The organism is Acidithiobacillus acidisediminis (genome assembly GCF_023277115.1).
Classification (GTDB): domain Bacteria; phylum Pseudomonadota; class Gammaproteobacteria; order Acidithiobacillales; family Acidithiobacillaceae; genus Igneacidithiobacillus; species Igneacidithiobacillus acidisediminis.
The window spans coordinates 1,063,225-1,079,555 of record NZ_JALQCS010000001.1 but is presented as its reverse complement, the minus strand read 5'-3'; the positions used below and the strand labels follow the sequence as shown (position 1 = coordinate 1,079,555).

General features: G+C 59.1%; 13 protein-coding genes, 2 tRNA genes and 2 rRNA genes. 2 read left to right on the top strand and 15 right to left on the bottom strand.

What is annotated here, in order from left to right; genetic code table 11:
- Positions 1-5 precede the first annotated feature (5 nt).
- The gene (gloA, locus tag M5D89_RS05560) at positions 6-401 is read left to right on the top strand and encodes a lactoylglutathione lyase (protein ID WP_248884849.1); all 396 of its coding nucleotides are present in this window, start codon (positions 6-8) and stop codon (positions 399-401) included.
- On the opposite strand, the gene dnaQ is transcribed toward gloA, so the two are convergent.
- Genes dnaQ through M5D89_RS05545 form a run of 3 tightly spaced genes read right to left on the bottom strand, consistent with a single transcriptional unit; the run spans position 398 to position 2,332 of the window.
- The gene (dnaQ, locus tag M5D89_RS05555; protein ID WP_248884848.1) at positions 398-1,090 is read right to left on the bottom strand and encodes a DNA polymerase III subunit epsilon; all 693 of its coding nucleotides are present in this window, start codon (positions 1,088-1,090) and stop codon (positions 398-400) included. The genes gloA and dnaQ overlap by 4 nt on opposite strands.
- Positions 1,087-1,569 (bottom strand): ribonuclease HI, encoded by a 483-nt coding sequence (rnhA, locus tag M5D89_RS05550; RefSeq protein WP_248884847.1) that lies wholly within the window; start codon positions 1,567-1,569, stop codon positions 1,087-1,089. The genes dnaQ and rnhA overlap by 4 nt, the downstream gene beginning before the upstream one ends.
- Complete coding sequence (locus M5D89_RS05545) at positions 1,562-2,332, bottom strand: class I SAM-dependent methyltransferase (protein WP_248884846.1); 771 nt, start codon at positions 2,330-2,332, stop codon at positions 1,562-1,564. The genes rnhA and M5D89_RS05545 overlap by 8 nt, the downstream gene beginning before the upstream one ends.
- A 63-nt stretch (positions 2,333-2,395) precedes the next feature.
- Between M5D89_RS05545 and gloB the strand changes: the two genes are divergently transcribed.
- Entirely contained in the window at positions 2,396-3,142 is a 747-nt protein-coding gene (gene gloB, locus M5D89_RS05540) for a hydroxyacylglutathione hydrolase (RefSeq protein ID WP_248884845.1), read from the top strand.
- 1 nt (position 3,143) lies between these two features.
- Here gloB and M5D89_RS05535 read toward each other — a convergent pair whose 3' ends face one another.
- From M5D89_RS05535 to M5D89_RS05480, 12 genes are all read right to left on the bottom strand, one after another.
- The gene (locus tag M5D89_RS05535; protein WP_248884844.1) at positions 3,144-4,373 is read right to left on the bottom strand and encodes a M16 family metallopeptidase; all 1,230 of its coding nucleotides are present in this window, start codon (positions 4,371-4,373) and stop codon (positions 3,144-3,146) included.
- Positions 4,374-4,422: 49 nt separating this feature from the next.
- Positions 4,423-6,495 carry a polyribonucleotide nucleotidyltransferase gene (pnp, locus tag M5D89_RS05530; RefSeq protein ID WP_248886440.1) on the bottom strand — a complete coding sequence of 691 codons (2,073 nt, stop codon included), beginning with the start codon at positions 6,493-6,495 and terminating at the stop codon, positions 4,423-4,425.
- Between the two features lie 35 nt (positions 6,496-6,530).
- Positions 6,531-6,800, bottom strand: a complete 270-nt coding sequence (gene rpsO, locus M5D89_RS05525; RefSeq protein WP_248884843.1) for a 30S ribosomal protein S15 — start codon at positions 6,798-6,800, stop codon at positions 6,531-6,533.
- A 38-nt stretch (positions 6,801-6,838) separates the two neighbouring features.
- Positions 6,839-7,723 (bottom strand): tRNA pseudouridine(55) synthase TruB, encoded by an 885-nt coding sequence (gene truB / locus M5D89_RS05520; RefSeq protein ID WP_248884842.1) that lies wholly within the window; start codon positions 7,721-7,723, stop codon positions 6,839-6,841.
- Positions 7,720-8,097, bottom strand: coding sequence for a ribosome-binding factor A (locus tag M5D89_RS05515; RefSeq protein ID WP_248884841.1), 378 nt, complete (start codon positions 8,095-8,097; stop codon positions 7,720-7,722). The genes truB and M5D89_RS05515 overlap by 4 nt, the downstream gene beginning before the upstream one ends.
- 16 nt (positions 8,098-8,113) lie before the next feature.
- Positions 8,114-10,735, bottom strand: coding sequence for a translation initiation factor IF-2 (gene infB / locus M5D89_RS05510; protein ID WP_248884840.1), 2,622 nt, complete (start codon positions 10,733-10,735; stop codon positions 8,114-8,116).
- 56 nt (positions 10,736-10,791) lie between these two features.
- Complete coding sequence (gene nusA, locus M5D89_RS05505) at positions 10,792-12,273, bottom strand: transcription termination factor NusA (RefSeq protein WP_248884839.1); 1,482 nt, start codon at positions 12,271-12,273, stop codon at positions 10,792-10,794.
- A 31-nt stretch (positions 12,274-12,304) separates the two neighbouring features.
- Positions 12,305-12,751: a ribosome maturation factor RimP gene (gene rimP, locus M5D89_RS05500; RefSeq protein WP_248884838.1), complete on the bottom strand. Its 447-nt coding sequence runs from the start codon at positions 12,749-12,751 to the stop codon at positions 12,305-12,307.
- 117 nt (positions 12,752-12,868) lie between these two features.
- Positions 12,869-12,984: ribosomal RNA gene (gene rrf / locus M5D89_RS05495) — 5S ribosomal RNA — on the bottom strand.
- Positions 12,985-13,042: 58 nt separating this feature from the next.
- Positions 13,043-15,927: ribosomal RNA gene (locus M5D89_RS05490) — 23S ribosomal RNA — on the bottom strand.
- A 217-nt stretch (positions 15,928-16,144) separates the two neighbouring features.
- A tRNA-Ala gene (locus M5D89_RS05485) sits at positions 16,145-16,220 on the bottom strand.
- A gap of 3 nt (positions 16,221-16,223) precedes the next feature.
- Positions 16,224-16,300 (bottom strand) — tRNA-Ile (locus M5D89_RS05480).
- Positions 16,301-16,331 lie beyond the last annotated feature (31 nt).

Genomic DNA, 16,331 nt, shown 5'->3' with positions numbered 1-16,331 from the left:
ACTTCATGCGAATTTTACATACTATGCTCCGGGTGGGGAATCTTGACCGTTCCCTCGCCTTTTACACCGAAGTGCTGGGGATGCGCGTCCTGCGTCGCAAGGACTATCCCGAAGGCAAGTTTACCCTCGCCTTCGTGGGATACGAGGAGGAAGATCGCGGCGCGGTCATCGAGCTGACCTACAATTGGGGCGTCGATCACTATGATCTGGGCGAGGCCTTCGGGCACATCGCCATCGAGGTGGACGATGCCGCTGCTGCCTGTGCCCAGATCCGCGAGCGCGGCGGCCGGGTGGTGCGCGAGGCCGGCCCCATGAAGCACGGCAGCACCGTCATCGCCTTTGTCGAAGACCCCGACGGCTACCGCATCGAACTCATCGAGCACAAGACCCGCAGCGCTTAGGTCTCCGCACCTTCTTGCCACAGCGCATTGCCCATCTGCTGCAGATAGGCCGTGTGCGCCGCCATCTCCTCGGCGGTAGCAGAAATCACCCGCAGCCGTCCCGCTGGCCGTTGCGGTAGGTTGACCACGGCACCTGGGCGCGCAGTCACCCGCTCCGGGGCGTCCGACAAGCCCATATCGACCTGCCCCCCAGTCATCGCCAGATAGACATCCGCCAAGAGCTCGCAGTCCAGGAGCGCGCCGTGCAAGGCGCGTTGACTGTTATCCACGGCAAAGCGCCGGCACAGGCTATTCAGGTCATTTTTCTGCCCGGGAAAGCGGCGACGTGCCTCCACCAGGGAGTCATAAACGGGATTCTTCAGCTGATCCCGTTGCTGAAGTCGCAGCTCAGCGGCAAAGAAGCCCAGATCGAAAGGGGCATTGTGGATGATCAGTTCGTCGTTCCCCACATAGCCCAGAAACTCCTCCATCAAATCCGCGAATAAGGGCTTGTCCTGGAGGAATTCGTCGGTCAAGCCGTGAATCCGCACGGCATCCGGGTCGCAGGGACGTTCGGGGTTGAGGTAGACGTGATAATTGTTGCCCGTGAGGCGCCGATCCACGATCTCTACCGCACCGATTTCAATGATACGATGTCCCTTGCCGGGATCCAGTCCCGTGGTTTCCGTATCCAGCACGATCTGCCTCATAACCATCCCTCCCCTTGCTGCTCCTCGCGATTGCCGGCGTAGCGATCCAAGACGCGATTGATCAGGGCATCGACCGCCTCATTTTCGGGATCACCCGCATGCCCCCGTACCCATTCCCAGCGAATCTCGTGCTGCTGCGCAAGCTGCGCCAAGGCCTGCCAGATCTCTATATTTTTGACGGCCGCCCCACCCGCCGATCGCCAAGCACGCTTTTGCCAGCCCGGCAACCATTCGGTCATGCCCTTGATGAGGTATTGCGAGTCCGAGCGTACCAGGATCGCACTGGATCGTTTCAGGGCCGCCAAGCCCTGCAGAGCGGCCCCCAGTTCCATGCGATTATTGGTAGTCTGTGGGGTATACCCCCACAGCACCCGCTCCCGCTCCCCCAGCCGCAACCAAGCGCCCCAGGCGCCCGGGCCCGGATTGCCACGACAGGCACCATCGGTAATCAATCGCAAAGGCGCTAATGTTTCAGTCATGCCGGGATTCCTTGACCAGGTGCAGGTTCGCCGGGGCCGTCGCCAGCTTGCGCAAGGACTTTTTCTTGCGCGCTGGTAGCGCACCGACCAAGGTCGGGCTTTGCTCCCGTTTCTGCGCCAGGAGGATATAGGCATTCGCCCCCGCCGGCCACCAGCGATCGCCCACCAACTCCATCCATTGAGCGCTATGGCCGAGGCCAGGGAAGGTATATTGGAAATAGCGCCCTTGGCGGAGCGTAAAACCTATGCCTTCCAGCAAACGGCGTAATTGAGTCACCGGCAAAAAGGGCTGGCGCCAGGGCCAGCTGCGATCGCGACGCCAGATATGCCAACGCCGCAACATCCCCAAACTGCCACTGGGGTTGAAGTCCATGATCAGGATGTGCCCCTCGGGACGCAACACCCGCCAGCATTCCTCCAAAATCTGCCGGGTATCCGGCATTCGCGTCAAACAGAAAGGGACAATAATCAGGTCAAAACGGAGGTTGGCAAAAGGCAGGGTATCGCAACGGCCATAGACCTGCAGATAGCCTTCAGCGGCGCAGACAAAGCCGTCATTCAAGAGCACCCAGGTATTATCCGACGGCGCCGGACTCCAGAACACTGGCTGCCCCAACTGCAACACCGCATCGGCATGGAGGCGCCCAAGCCAAGGGGGCAAGATACCCGCCGCCCGCTCCAGCAGGAGGCGTCCGCTGCGCCCCGTCCACCAGAGTGCTGCCCGCCGCTGGCGCAGGGAAGAGCGAAGAGCCCCCCTAGGCATGAGGACCGAGCTGTGCTTTGATCATGGGAGCCATGTTACCCCGAGATGGGACCGGAGCCCAGTTTGCTGACCCTCATATCCGCCTTTCAGAACAATTACATTTACCTGCTACAGACCGGTCGTGCCGTCTGGATTATCGATCCCGGCGACGCCGAACCCGTGCTCGCCCATTTACAGCAAGAACAACTCCGTCCCACCGCCATCCTGTGCACTCATCACCATGCCGATCATGTAGGCGGCGTACGTCGCTTGGTGCAGGAGTATGCCGTGCCGGTCTACGGGCATGGCAAGCAGATTCCGGAGCTCAGTCATCCCCTGGGTGAGGGCGAGTACACCATCGATGGGGAAAGGGTGGGGGTGCTCGAAGTGCCGGGACATACCCTGGACCACATCGCCTATCTTTGGCAGAGCACCCTCTTCTGCGGCGACACCCTCTTTGCCGGGGGCTGCGGCCGAATCTTTGAAGGCGATCCAGAGATGATGTACCACAGCCTGCAAAAACTTGCGGCCCTCCCCGACGCTACTCAGGTCTGCTGTGCCCATGAGTACACCCAGAGCAATCTGCGCTTCGCGGCTGCCGTGGAGCCAGACAACCCTGCCCTGGCCCAACGCATCGCCAAGGTCGATCAAATCCGTAGTACCGGACAACCCAGCCTGCCCAGCAGCCTCGCCGATGAGCGCGTCAGCAATCCCTTTCTGCGCTGCGATCAGTCGCAGGTCATCGCGAGCGCCCGCGCCCACGGTGCTCGCGATGAATTACCCGTTGCGGTGTTTGCGGCCCTGCGGCGTTGGAAAGATGGATTTCATTGACTCAGGCGGGCAACAGCGTCCACTCCAGACGCTCCTGCCATACCCGTGCGAAGGTTCTGCGTAGATCATCCGCAGATATTTCCGCCAAGCGCGTTAGCATCTCTGCCTCCGGGCGCAAACGTCCAGCTTGGCCGAGCTGCCGCACCAGACGCGCCATGCGCGTCTCGAGATCCTCCTGCCCCAGCAACCATTGTTTGCGCAAACCATCGCGGCCCCACTGCATCTCCTCCGCACTCGGTCCCTGTTCTGCCAATTCTTGCAGAATAGCGGCAATGGCTGTCTGCGCTTCCCTTTGCCTTTCTGCTGGGACTGCAGCATAGAGGCTCCATTCCCCGGTATCACTGAGGGCCTCAAGTTGCGAATAGGTCTGATACGCCAGCCCACGACTTTCGCGCAGTTCCTGAAACAAGCGTGACGCCATTCCGGCGCCAAGGATGTGATTGGCAAAAAGCTCTGTGAGGTGTTCCGCATCAGCAAAGGCACTCGCCCGCGTCATCCACAGCAGATGGGTCTGACGTGCCTGAGAATGGCGGCGTTTCTTTTGTCCATAGTGGGGGCTAGGCGGTGGCGCAAGGGGATTTTCCCGCCGCTCTGGTAGATCCGCAAAATATCGTTTTACCAAGTCTTCAAAGCATCGCGCATCGACCGCCCCTACCGCTGCAATCAGGATAGGGGCCGCTGCCAAGTACTCGGCATGGAAAGCGCGTAGGCGACGCGCACTGACACGACGGATCAGGCCCGGCTTACCGAGGACCGGCCAGGCCAGGGGGTGCTCGCCCCAGAATGCAGCGGTCACCGTTTCCTGCAGCCAATCTTCCAGGTCCTCCGCCGCCATGGCTGCTTCTTGCGCCACCACTGCCCGCTCCAGGGCGAGTTCCGCCGCGACCAAGGTGGGCCGTAGCAGGAGTTCGACCAGCAGGAGGAAAGCGGCCTCGAGATCCTCAGCGAGGACCGTCAGATGCAGGGTAATGGACTCCCGATCGGTGAACGCATTGAGCGTGCCGCCCAGACGCTCTCCCTGACGATTGATCTCCGCTGCCGAGTAAGACGCGGAGCCCTTGAAGAGCATATGTTCGAGGAGATGGGCCAGGCCGTTTTCATCCACCTGCTGCTGACGACTACCGCGCAGCAGGGTGATGGACAAAGCGACCTGTTGACGCCCCGGCACCCGCTCGCTGACGAAGCGGACACCGTTGCCGAGTGCGCCGAGGACAATAGGTTCGCTGGCCATCAAGCAATATTCCCGCTGAAGCCGCACAGCGGGAGAAAGGAAAGAAGGCTCAGGATTGGGGAATATCCTTCATGCTGAGCTTGATCTTGCCCTGGCGATCGACCTCCAGCACCTTAACCCGCACCGTCTGTCCTTCCTTGACATAATCGTGGACATCATTGACCCGCTCAGAGCTGATCTGGGAGATATGCAGTAAGCCGTCGCGCCCTGGCAAAATGGTGACAAAGGCACCAAAGTCCATGATCTTTGCCACCTTACCATCGTAGATCATCCCGACTTCGACATCGGCGGTCAGCAATTCGATGCGACGCTTGGCAGCTTCCCCGGACGCACCATCCACAGAGGCGATGGTCACCACACCATCATCCTGAATATCGATGGTAGCACCCGTCTCTTCCGTCAAGGCGCGAATGATCTTGCCCCCCGGCCCAATGACGTCGCGGATACGGTCGGGGTTGATGTGGATGGTAATGATGCGCGGGGCATGCTGCGACAGTGTTTCGCGACCATGATCGAGAATCGACTTCATCAAACCCAGAATATGCAAGCGTCCGGCCTTGGCTTGCTCCAAGGCCTGCGCCATGATTTCCCGGGTGATCCCCTGAATCTTGATATCCATCTGCAGGGCAGTGACCCCAGTTTCGCTGCCCGCCACCTTGAAGTCCATATCACCCAGATGATCTTCATCACCCAGAATATCGGTCAGAACCGCAAAGCGCTCTCCTTCTTTAATGAGTCCCATGGCGACACCCGCAACGGGAGCGCGCAGCGGCACGCCAGCATCCATCAGCGCCAGAGACGCGCCACAGACCGAGGCCATACTGGAGGAGCCATTCGATTCCAGGATTTCCGAGACCACGCGCAAGCTGTAGGGAAATTCGGAATCCGCCGGCAAGACCGCAGCAATTGCCCGTTTGGCCAAGCGCCCATGGCCAACCTCGCGCCGCTTGGGCGAACCCACCATGCCCGTTTCGCCAGTAGAAAAGGGGGGGAAATTGTAATGCAACAGGAAACGATCACGGCTTTCGCCCTGCAGGGCGTCGATAATCTGTTCGTCACTCTTGGTCCCCAGAGTCGCGGTCACCAGTGCCTGCGTTTCGCCACGCGTAAAGAGCGCTGAACCGTGGGTCCGCGGCAACACGCCGACTTCGATGCTGATTGGGCGCACCGTGAAGCGATCGCGACCGTCGATCCGCGGTGCGCCATCCAGCACGCGTCCACGGACGATCTCGGTCTCGATGGACTTCAAGGCTCGCCGCACCGCGTCAGCGCGCTCCGCATCCTCAGCCGCCAAGTCCTGGACCACAGCGGCTCGAACCTCGTCCAAGCGCTTGCTGCGCGCCTGCTTTTCCATCAGCTGATAGGCTGCCTGCAGACCTTCCTGCGCCTTCTCGACGACCGCAGCATGCAATGCTGCGTCCTTGGCCGGCGCCTGCCAATCCCAACGCGGCTTCCCGGCGGCTGCCGCCAAGTCGTTGATCGCGGCAATCACGGGCTGAAAACTGCGATGACCGAACATCACCGCTTCCAGCATCGTCGCTTCCGACAACCCCTTGGCTTCGGACTCCACCATCAGCACCGCGGATTCGGTCCCCGCCACCACCAGATCAAGCTCCGAGGACTCGAGTTCGGCGAAGCTCGGGTTCAACAGATATTCCCCACTATGGTATCCCACCCGCGCCGCACCGATCGGACCGTCGAAGGGGATGCCAGAAATGGCCAAAGACGCTGAAGCACCGATCATGGCAAGGATGTCCGGATCCTGCTCGCCATCCACGGACAGCACCGTGGCAATGACCTGCACCTCGTGCATGAAGCCCTTGGGGAAGAGCGGCCGAATGGGGCGGTCAATCAAGCGGGAGGTCAGTGTCTCCTTCTCTGACGGCCGTCCCTCCCGTTTGAAAAAACCACCAGGGATCTTGCCGGCTGCATACGTCTTTTCTTGATAGTTGACCGTGAGCGGAAAGAAATCCTGTCCGGGTTTGAGCTCTCGTCGTCCCACTGCCGTGACCAAAACCACGCTGTCACCACTGCTGACCAACACCGCACCATCGGCTTGGCGAGCCATCCGTCCCGTTTCCAGGACCAGTATACGGCCCCCGTACTGCACTTCCTTCCGCACGATGCTCAAGAGACTCTCTCCTCGACGCTAATGGATTACTTCCGCAGGCCCAATCGCTCAATCAAAGAGCGGTAGCGCTCATAGTCATTCTTCTTGAGATAATCCAAAAGCTTGCGACGCTGCCCAACCATCTTCAACAAACCCTGACGGGAATGGTGATCATGATGATGCGCCTTGAAGTGCTCGGAGAGCCCTTCAATGCGGGTGGTCAGCAATGCAACTTGTACCTCCGGCGAACCGGTATCGCTGGGGTGGGTGGCGTATGATTTGACCACCTCGGACTTCACTTCACGAGTCAGGGACATCTTGTACTTCTCCTACGCAAGCAATCTGGAAAATATTCCTAGTTTACGCCCATCAGGCGACGTGGCGCCACCTTCCCGTCTTCCATCACCTCTCCCAGACCCAGAAACTGTGCCTGCGGTCCATAGAGGCGAATCTGGCCAGGGGGAGGAGCATGGGCAATCACCACCCCCTGGCCTTGTCGCACATAATAGGCGGTGTTTTCCGTCAAGGTCACCGCCGGTAAATCCTGTAACGCCAGATCCATCGCCTGCAACGGGCACTCTCTCGCCTCGTGCAGGGTAGCCAGTCCCTCCAGGGTATGTGCTGCGGCGATGGAAAAGCTGCCGGAGCGGGTACGGCGCAATGCGCGAATGTGCGCGCCACAGCCCAGCACCCGCCCCAGATCCTGCGCCAGACTTCGTACATAGGTACCCTTGGAACAATGGATGTCGAGGATCAACTCCTTCCCGCGCCAGGCAACGAGCTCCAGAGAAAAGATCTCGACACTGCGCGCTTCACGCTCTACCTCCAGCCCCTTGCGGGCCAGACGATAAAGCGGCTGGCCATCCCGCTTGATGGCCGAGAACATCGGCGGAATCTGCGAGATGCGGCCACGAAATTGCGTCAGCGCCGCGTCCAGCTGTTGTTGATCAAATTGGACCGGCGCACGAAAGACGATCTCCCCCTCCCGATCACCGGTATTGGTCTCTTCCCCCAAGCGCAGGGTTGCACGGTACTGCTTATCCGCATTCAGCAGATAGTTCGACACCTTGGTGGCCTGTCCAAAAAGCAAAATCAGCAGGCCCGTTGCAAAGGGATCCAGGGTACCAGCGTGTCCGGCCTTGCGGACGCCAAGGATTCTCTTCGCACGCTGCAACGCCGCGTTGGAGCTGATCCCCTCTGCCTTGTCGAGCAGAAGTATTCCATCTACGCAAGGGCTCACGCGTCCACCTCGGGTGGGGCTGGTGGTAGATGGGCGAGCAAATCTGCCATCTCCGCATCGCGGTCAAAACGCACGTCGTAGACAAAATGCAACGGTGGAATCCGCCGCAAGTGCAGCTTTTTCCCGAGAATCTGGCGCATCTCCCCTGCCTCTTCCTGCAAGCGTTGGCGGACTGCCTCGGCGCGGCTGGGACCATCCATCAACGAGAAGAGCACCGTCGCCTGGCGCAGGTCTGGCGCCAGACGGAGTTCGGTAATGCTCGGCAGCAACCCGATTCCGGCCAGCCCATGCAAGCGCGGCAGCAACGCAGCGATCTCTGTTTGCAAGAGCTGTGCGATCCGGTCGCTGCGGGGATAACTGCGTTGCGGCTGCATCGACAAAGATCTCGACTCAGAGGGTACGCGCGACTTCAACGGTTTCAAAAGCTTCGATCACGTCTCCGACCTTGATGTCATTGTAGTTACGCACCCCGATACCACACTCGAATCCCTCGCGCACCTCGCGTGCATCGTCTTTGAAACGGCGCAACGAGTCCATGTCACCGGTGTGGATGACCACCGATTGACGAATCACCCGGACCTTCGCATTACGCCGTACAATGCCGTCGGTAATCATACAACCTGCAATGGTACCCACCCGGGGTACGCGGAAGGTTTCGCGCACCTCGGCATGCCCCAGAATCTGCTCCCGAATCTCTGGCGCCAACATGCCCGTCATGGCCGCCTTGACCTCATCCACCGCATCGTAGATGACACTGTGGTAGCGCACATCGACGCCACTTTGCTCGATCAAGCGCCGCGCCTGCGCCTCTGCCCGCACGTTGAAGCCAATGATTACCGCCCCCGAGGCATTGGCCAGATTCACATCGGACTCCGTGATGCCACCCACACCGGAATGGATCACCTGCACCCGCACATCGTTGGTGCTGAGACCTTCCAGGGTAGAACGCAATGCTTCAGCGGACCCTTGCACGTCGGTCTTGATCAGCAGGTTGAGCTGCTGCACCTCGCCTTCGCTGGCGGCCTCGAAAAGACTTTCCAGACTACCCTTCGCACTCTTTGCCAGTCGTACATCGCGGAACTTGCCTTGGCGAAACAGGGCCACTTCTCGCGCCTTGCGTTCGTCCGCCATCACCAGCACTTCATCGCCTGCCTGCGGCACATCGCTCAAACCGAGTATCTCTGCGGGCAGGCCCGGTCCGACCGCCTCCACCTGGGCGCCACTGTCATCGACCAGGGCGCGTACACGCCCATACTGCGCCCCGGCCAGAACGATATCACCAGCATGCAGCGTGCCCTGGCGCACCAATACCGTGGCCACGGCGCCTCGGCCACGATCAAGGCGAGACTCGATGACCAGGCCCTTGGCCGGGCCATTGCTCTGCACCTCGAGATCGAGCATTTCCGCCTGCAGAAGAATCGCGTCCAGCAGCGTGTCGATATGCAATCCCTGCTTTGCCGAGACATTGATGAACTGGGTTTCGCCACCCCACTCCTCGGGGAGCACATCGTGTTGCGACAGTTCCTGACGAATCCGATCCGGGTCGACCCCCGGCTTGTCGATCTTGTTTACGGCCACCACCATGGGGACATTTGCCGCCTTGGCATGATGGATCGCCTCAACCGTCTGCGGCATGACACCGTCATCTGCAGCCACGACCAGCACCACCACATCGGTAGCCTGCGCCCCCCGGGCACGCATGGCCGTAAATGCCTCATGCCCAGGAGTATCGAGGAACGTAATCATCCCCTTGGGCGTCTGGACGTGGTAGGCGCCAATATGCTGGGTGATGCCACCCGCTTCGCCGCTGGCCACCTGGGTGGAACGAATCCGATCCAGCAACGAGGTCTTGCCATGGTCGACGTGCCCCATGACCGTGACTACCGGCGGACGCCGCACCATCACCGCCTCTTCCGGTGATACCTCCTCCGTGAGAAGTGCTTCCGGACTGGAGACTGTCACCATCTTGACCTTGTGCCCCATCTCCTCGACGACAATGGCCGCGGTGTCCTGGTCGATGACCTGGTTGATGGTCGCCACCACCCCCATTTTGAACATGACCTTGATCAGTTCACTGGCCTTTACCGCCATGCGGCTGGCGAGCTCTCCAACCGTAATGGTTTCCGGGATGGCTACCTCGCGAATGACCGGTGCTGCGTTGAAATCCCCGGCTGCGCTGGCGCTCGATTTCTTCTCGTTGCGACGGCGCCGCAAGGCAGCATCGGCGCTACGCTCATCGCGTCGCCCGCCAGAACGTCGACTCCGCCAATCCTCTTCATCGCGTCGACCTGGGGCGGCCTTTTTCTTGCCTGCCGGAACAGCACTGGGGGCAGGGGCAGGAGCGGGGCGCGTCGGTGCAGCACTGCCTCTTTCCGCCATCGGCCGACGACGCTCCCCTCCCGTATCGCGCGGCACCGCTGATCGCTTGACCGACTCGCGCTCCGCAGCCGCGCCGGTGGGCACGCGCGGCGGCACTGGCGCCCGCTCACTCGAAGCAGGCTCCGGCGTACCGGCCGAAGTCTCGGCAGCCGCGTTCTGCTCCGCTGGTTCTGGCTCCGTCACCCCTGTTTCCGATGCCAGGGCTACCGGCTCAGCACTCGGCTCCACAGCGCTGACGGGCAGTTCTTCCACCCTACCAGGCGTTGCAACTTCGGGCGCGGACACCTCAGGAAGATTTGTGGCGACCTCCGCCGCCTCCTCTCCAAGCTCTGTCGCCACCGTCTCCCGCTTCACATAGGTGCGCTTCCGCCGCACTTCCACCTGCACGGTACGCGACTTGCCCGCACCGACATTCTGCTTGATCTCGCTGGTGCTGGTACGGTTGAGAGTGATCCGTTGCGGGGTGGCCTTGTCTGCCGAGCCGCGCAGAAAACCAAGCAATTTTTGCTTGTCGTCTTCCGTCACCTTATCCTGCGCCGTATTTTTGGCAATCCCTGCCGCCTGAAACTGCTCCAATAACCGTTCACTGGTTAAATGCAGCTCCTTCGCAAAACCCGCAACTGTAACCGTCATATTCTGTCATCCCTCCACTTGCTGCCGCGCCTGCCCTGGTCTCATTCTGCGGTTACTCAAGAAAACCAAGGCGCACGCGCCGCCATGATCAGGGATTTGGCGCGCTCGCTGCCGACCGCCACCATTTCCTCCAGTTCGTCTACTGCCAATTCTGCCAAATCTTCGGCTGTCGCAATTCCCTTGGCGGCCAATTGATGGGCCAGGGCATCATCCATGCCAGGAAGCTGCAGGAGGTCCTCTGCCGGCTCGCTCAAATGCACCTGTTCTTCCTGTGCAATCGCCTTGCTCAGCAAGCGATCACGGGCGCGCCGCCGCAATTCCGTCACCAATTCTTCGTCCAAGCCTTCAATCTCGAGCATCTCTGCCGCAGGTACATAGGCAATTTCTTCCAGCGAGGTAAATCCCTCTTCCACCAAGAGCAATGCCAAATCCGCCTCGATATCCAGCTCGTTGACGAACTCCTGCTGAAAACGTGAGTCTTCCTCTTCGCGTTTTTGCCGTGCCTCATCCTGGGTCAGGATATTGATCGTCCAGCCCGTGAGCTGACTGGCCAAACGGACATTTTGCCCACCTCGGCCAATGGCCAGAGACAGCTGTTCTTCGTCCACGACCACATCCATGCTGTGGGTGTTTTCATCAACGATGATGCTCGACACCTCGGCAGGGGATAGCGCGTTGATCACGAAAGTGGCCGGATCCGCCGACCAGACGATGATATCGACCCGCTCCCCGCGCAATTCGTTGACTACGGTTTGCACCCGATTGCCCCGCATGCCCACACAGGCGCCGACCGGATCCACGCGCGGCTCATTGGAACGCACTGCCATCTTGGCACGCAGTCCTGGGTCACGCGCCGCCCCCATGAGGTCGATCATGCCATTGGCGATCTCCGGCACCTCCTGTGCGAAGAGTTTCAGCAGCAGCTCCGGTGCGGTGCGCGACAGAAAAAGCTGTGGGCCTTTCTGTACCCGCCGCACTTCCTTCAAATAAGCACGAATCCGATCACCTGGCCGTATCGCCTCGCGCGGAATCATTTCATCACGGGGCAAAATTGCCTCAGCGCGGCCCATATCGACAATGGCATTGCCCTTGTCCATCCGCTTGACCAATCCGCTGATGATCTCCCCTTGGCGGAACGCATAATCGGCCACGATCCGATCCCGCTCTGCATCGCGTACCCGCTGAAAGATCACCTGCTTCGCACTCTGCGCTGCGATACGGCCAAACTCTACCGCGGGAAGCTCCTCACAGATCTTTTCCCCAACCTGAGCCGCGGGGTCCTTGGCGAGCGCCTCTTGCAAATGCAGCTGCTGGTCCGGAATGTCCTTTTCTTCCTCATCGGCCAGCACCATCCACCAACGCTTGGTCAGGTAATCTCCGGTCTTGCGGTCCAGTTCCACACTGATATCCCAATCCTGGCCGTATTTTTTCTTGGACGCGGACACCAACGAGGCCTCCAGGGCCTGGAAGATCACCTCCCGATCCACTTCCTTTTCATGTGCAACGGCGTCAGCCAGATATAGAAGTTCCCGACTCATCCTGTGATTCCCTCACGCAACACTCTTGCCATTACCATTGCGGCACCAATTTGGCACGGTGTATGGCACTGTATGAAAACGTCCGTTCGCCAAACTCCGTCGCCAATTGCACCGACTCGGGAGTCGCGGCAAGTAAAATGCCGCGCCAACGCCGTCGCCCCTCTACCAGGGAGTGCAACTCCAATTCTGCTTCCGAACCCAGAAAGCGCTGATAATCGGTCATCTTGATCAACGGTCGATCAAGCCCCGGACTGGAAACCTCGAGTCGATAGGCACCTTGAATTGGATTTTCCACATCGAGCCAGACGCTGACTTGGCGGCTAACCGCCGCACAATCGTCAATGTCTACGCCGCCCTCTTTATCGATAAAGATCTGCAGCGTGATCTGCCGCCCAGAACGCAGCAAACGCACGTCGACGAGCTCACAGCCCATCGCGCTTACCTGCATTTCAATACCTTCCGCGAGTCGATTATCCAAGACAGCAACCTTCCAGAAACAAAAAGTGGGCACCTGGCCCACTTTTTGCGCGATTGTACGCAGCGCGCTGCAAAAAGACAACCCCAGCTAGCGGAGCTGGGGTTGTTGGGTATAGGCGTCTGGCGGTGACCGACTTTCGCGGGGGGAGGCCCCCCACTATCATAGGCGCTGCAGCGTTTCACGGTCCTGTTCGGGATGGGAAGGGGTGGTACCACTGCGCTATGGCCGCCAGACAAAGGGAACTTTGCCTTGTGGGCGAGAAGAAGGGAAGGGAAGGTATTGGGGTGATATATGGTCAAGCCACACGGGCGATTAGTACAGGTTAGCTGAACACATTGCTGTGCGTACACACCCTGCCTATCAACGTCGTCGTCTGCGACGGCCCTTCAGGGGGCTTATGCCCCGGGAGATCTCATCTTGGGGTGGGCTTCCCGCTTAGATGCTTTCAGCGGTTATCCCGTCCGTACATAGCTACCCGGCAATGCCCTTGGCAGAACAACCGGAACACCAGAGGTACGTCCACTCCGGTCCTCTCGTACTAGGAGCAGCTCCCCGCAAATCTCCAACGCCCATGGCAGATAGGGACCGAACTGTCTCACGACGTTCTGAACCCAGCTCGCGTACCGCTTTAAATGGCGAACAGCCATACCCTTGGGACCGGCTACAGCCCCAGGATGCGATGAGCCGACATCGAGGTGCCAAACTCCCCCGTCGATGTGAACTCTTGGGGGGAATCAGCCTGTTATCCCCGGCGTACCTTTTATCCGTTGAGCGATGGCCCTTCCATACAGAACCACCGGATCACTAAGACCTGCTTTCGCACCTGCTCGACTTGTCTGTCTCGCAGTCAAGCACCCTTGTGCCTTTGCACTCACTGCGCGATTTCCGACCGCGCTGAGGGTACCTTCGTACTCCTCCGTTACTCTTTGGGAGGAGACCGCCCCAGTCAAACTACCCACCAAACACTGTCCCTGATCCGGATCACGGATCGAGGTTAGAATCCCAAGATCACCAGGGTGGTATTTCAAGGTCGGCTCCACGCAAACTAGCGTCCGCGCTTCAACGCCTCCCACCTATCCTACACAAGTCATCTCAAAATCCCATGCTAAGCTGTAGTAAAGGTGCACGGGGTCTTTCCGTCTTGCCACGGGAACGCTGTATCTTCACAGCGATTTCAACTTCGCTGAGTCTCGGGTGGAGACAGTGTGGCCATCATTACGCCATTCGTGCAGGTCGGAACTTACCCGACAAGGAATTTCGCTACCTTAGGACCGTTATAGTTACGGCCGCCGTTTACCGGGGCTTCGATCAAGAGCTTGCACCCCCTCACTTAACCTTCCGGCACCGGGCAGGCGTCAGACCCTATACGTCGACTTTCGTCTTTGCAGAGCCCTGTGTTTTTGTTAAACAGTTGCAGCCACCGATTCTCTGCGACCCTCTCGGCCTTCGTCCGCAAGGGACTACAACCTACCAGGGCACACCTTCTTCCGAAGTTACGGTGTCAATTTGCCGAGTTCCTTCACCCGAGGTCTCTCAAGCGCCTGGGAATTTTCTTCCTGCCCACCTGTGTCGGTTTGGGGTACGGTTATGATTCGACTGAAGCTTAGAGACTTTTCCTGGAAGCGTAGGTTCACGTACTTCTCTTCCGTAGAAGATCGGCATCACGCCTTGGCATTGACTCTCCGGATTTGCCTAAAGAGCCTGCCTACACGCTTACACCGGGACGTCCAACACCCGGATACGCTACCTTTCTCCGTCCTCCCATCGCATCGAACCACAGTATCGGAATATTAACCGATCTCCCATCAGCTACGCCTCTCGGCCTCGCCTTAGGGGCCGACTCACCCTGCGCAGATTGACTTGACGCAGGAACCCTTGGGCTTACGGCGAGGGTGGTTTTCACACCCTTTATCGCTACTCATGTCAGCATTCGCACTTCGGATACCTCCAGCACACCTTCCGATGCACCTTCACTGGCTTACCGAACGCTCCTCTACCGCGCACTCCTAAAAGTGCACCCGCAGCTTCGGTATATGGCTTGAGCCCCGGTAAATCTTCCGCGCAGGCCGACTCGACTAGTGAGCTATTACGCTTTCTTTAAAGGGTGGCTGCTTCTAAGCCAACCTCCTAGCTGTCTGTGCCTTCCCACATCGTTTCCCACTGAGCCATATTTGGGGACCTTAGCTGGCGGTCTGGGTTTTCATCCCTCTTGACGACGGACGTTAGCACCCGCCGTCTGTCTGCCGCACTCAACTTGCCGGTATTCGGAGTTTGCAACGGTTTGGTAAGCCGTGACAGCCCCCTAGCCGTAACAGTGCTCTACCCCCGGCAGTTATATGCGACGCGCTACCTCAATAGCTTTCGAGGAGAACCAGCTATCTCCGGACTTGTTTAGCCTTTCACTCCTATCCACAGTTCATCCCCGACCTTTTCAACGGGCGTGGGTTCGGACCTCCAGTAGGTATTACCCCACCTTCATCCTGACCATGGATAGATCGTCCGGTTTCGGGTCTACTCCCTGCGACTGTCGCCCTATTCAGACTCGGTTTCCCTACGCCTCCCCTCTTCGGTTAAGCTCGCCACAGAAAGTAAGTCGCTGACCCATGATACAAAAGGTACGCAGTCACCCCCTAAGGGGCTCCCACTGCTTGTAGGCATACGGTTTCAGGATCTATTTCACTCCCCTCTCCGGGGTTCTTTTCGCCTTTCCCTCACGGTACTGGTTCACTATCGGTCGGAAACGAGTATTTAGCCTTGGAGGATGGTCCCCCCATCTTCAGACAGGATTCCACGTGTCCCGCCCTACTTCTCTCATGCCTAGTTCCACAAAAAACCTTTCGGATACGGGGCTATCACCCACTACGGCCAACCTTTCCAGGTCGTTCTCCTAGGCCTCTTGCTAAATCATGATGGCTGCTCCCGGTTCGCTCGCCGCTACTACGGGAATCTCGGTTGATTTCTGTTCCTGCAGCTACTGAGATGTTTCAGTTCACCGCGTTCGCTTTGCTGACTCTATGTATTCCATCAGCAATGACCCTTACGGGCCGGGTTTCCCCATTCGGACATCCTCGGATCACAGCTCGTTTACCAACTCCCCGAGGCTTTTCGCAGGTATCCACGTCCTTCATCGCCTGTTTCCGCCAAGGCATCCACCGTATGCCCTTATTCACTTGACCATATATCCCGCAATACCTTGCAGAATCGCTACCAAGTCCCAGAACCTGGCAACGGGCCTTCCCTTCTTCTGTTGTAAAAGAACAATACTTCGCACCTTCCGGTACGCAGTGCACAAGAGACAATCCATCTCTTCTCCACTACCTACCCTACTTCTCTCCCTCTACCCTTCCCTACTCCTATCTACCCCTCTCGGGATAGATCTCCCCACCAGCAATCTGGTGGAGCTGACCGGGATCGAACCGGTGACCCCCTGCTTGCAAAGCAGGTGCTCTCCCAGCTGAGCTACAGCCCCATTTGGTGGGCCCAAGTGGACTCGAACCACTGACCTCACGATTATCAGTCGTGTGCTCTAGCCAGCTGAGCTATAGGCCCAAGTCTCTCTACCGAGTGGCGTGTGTGGGGT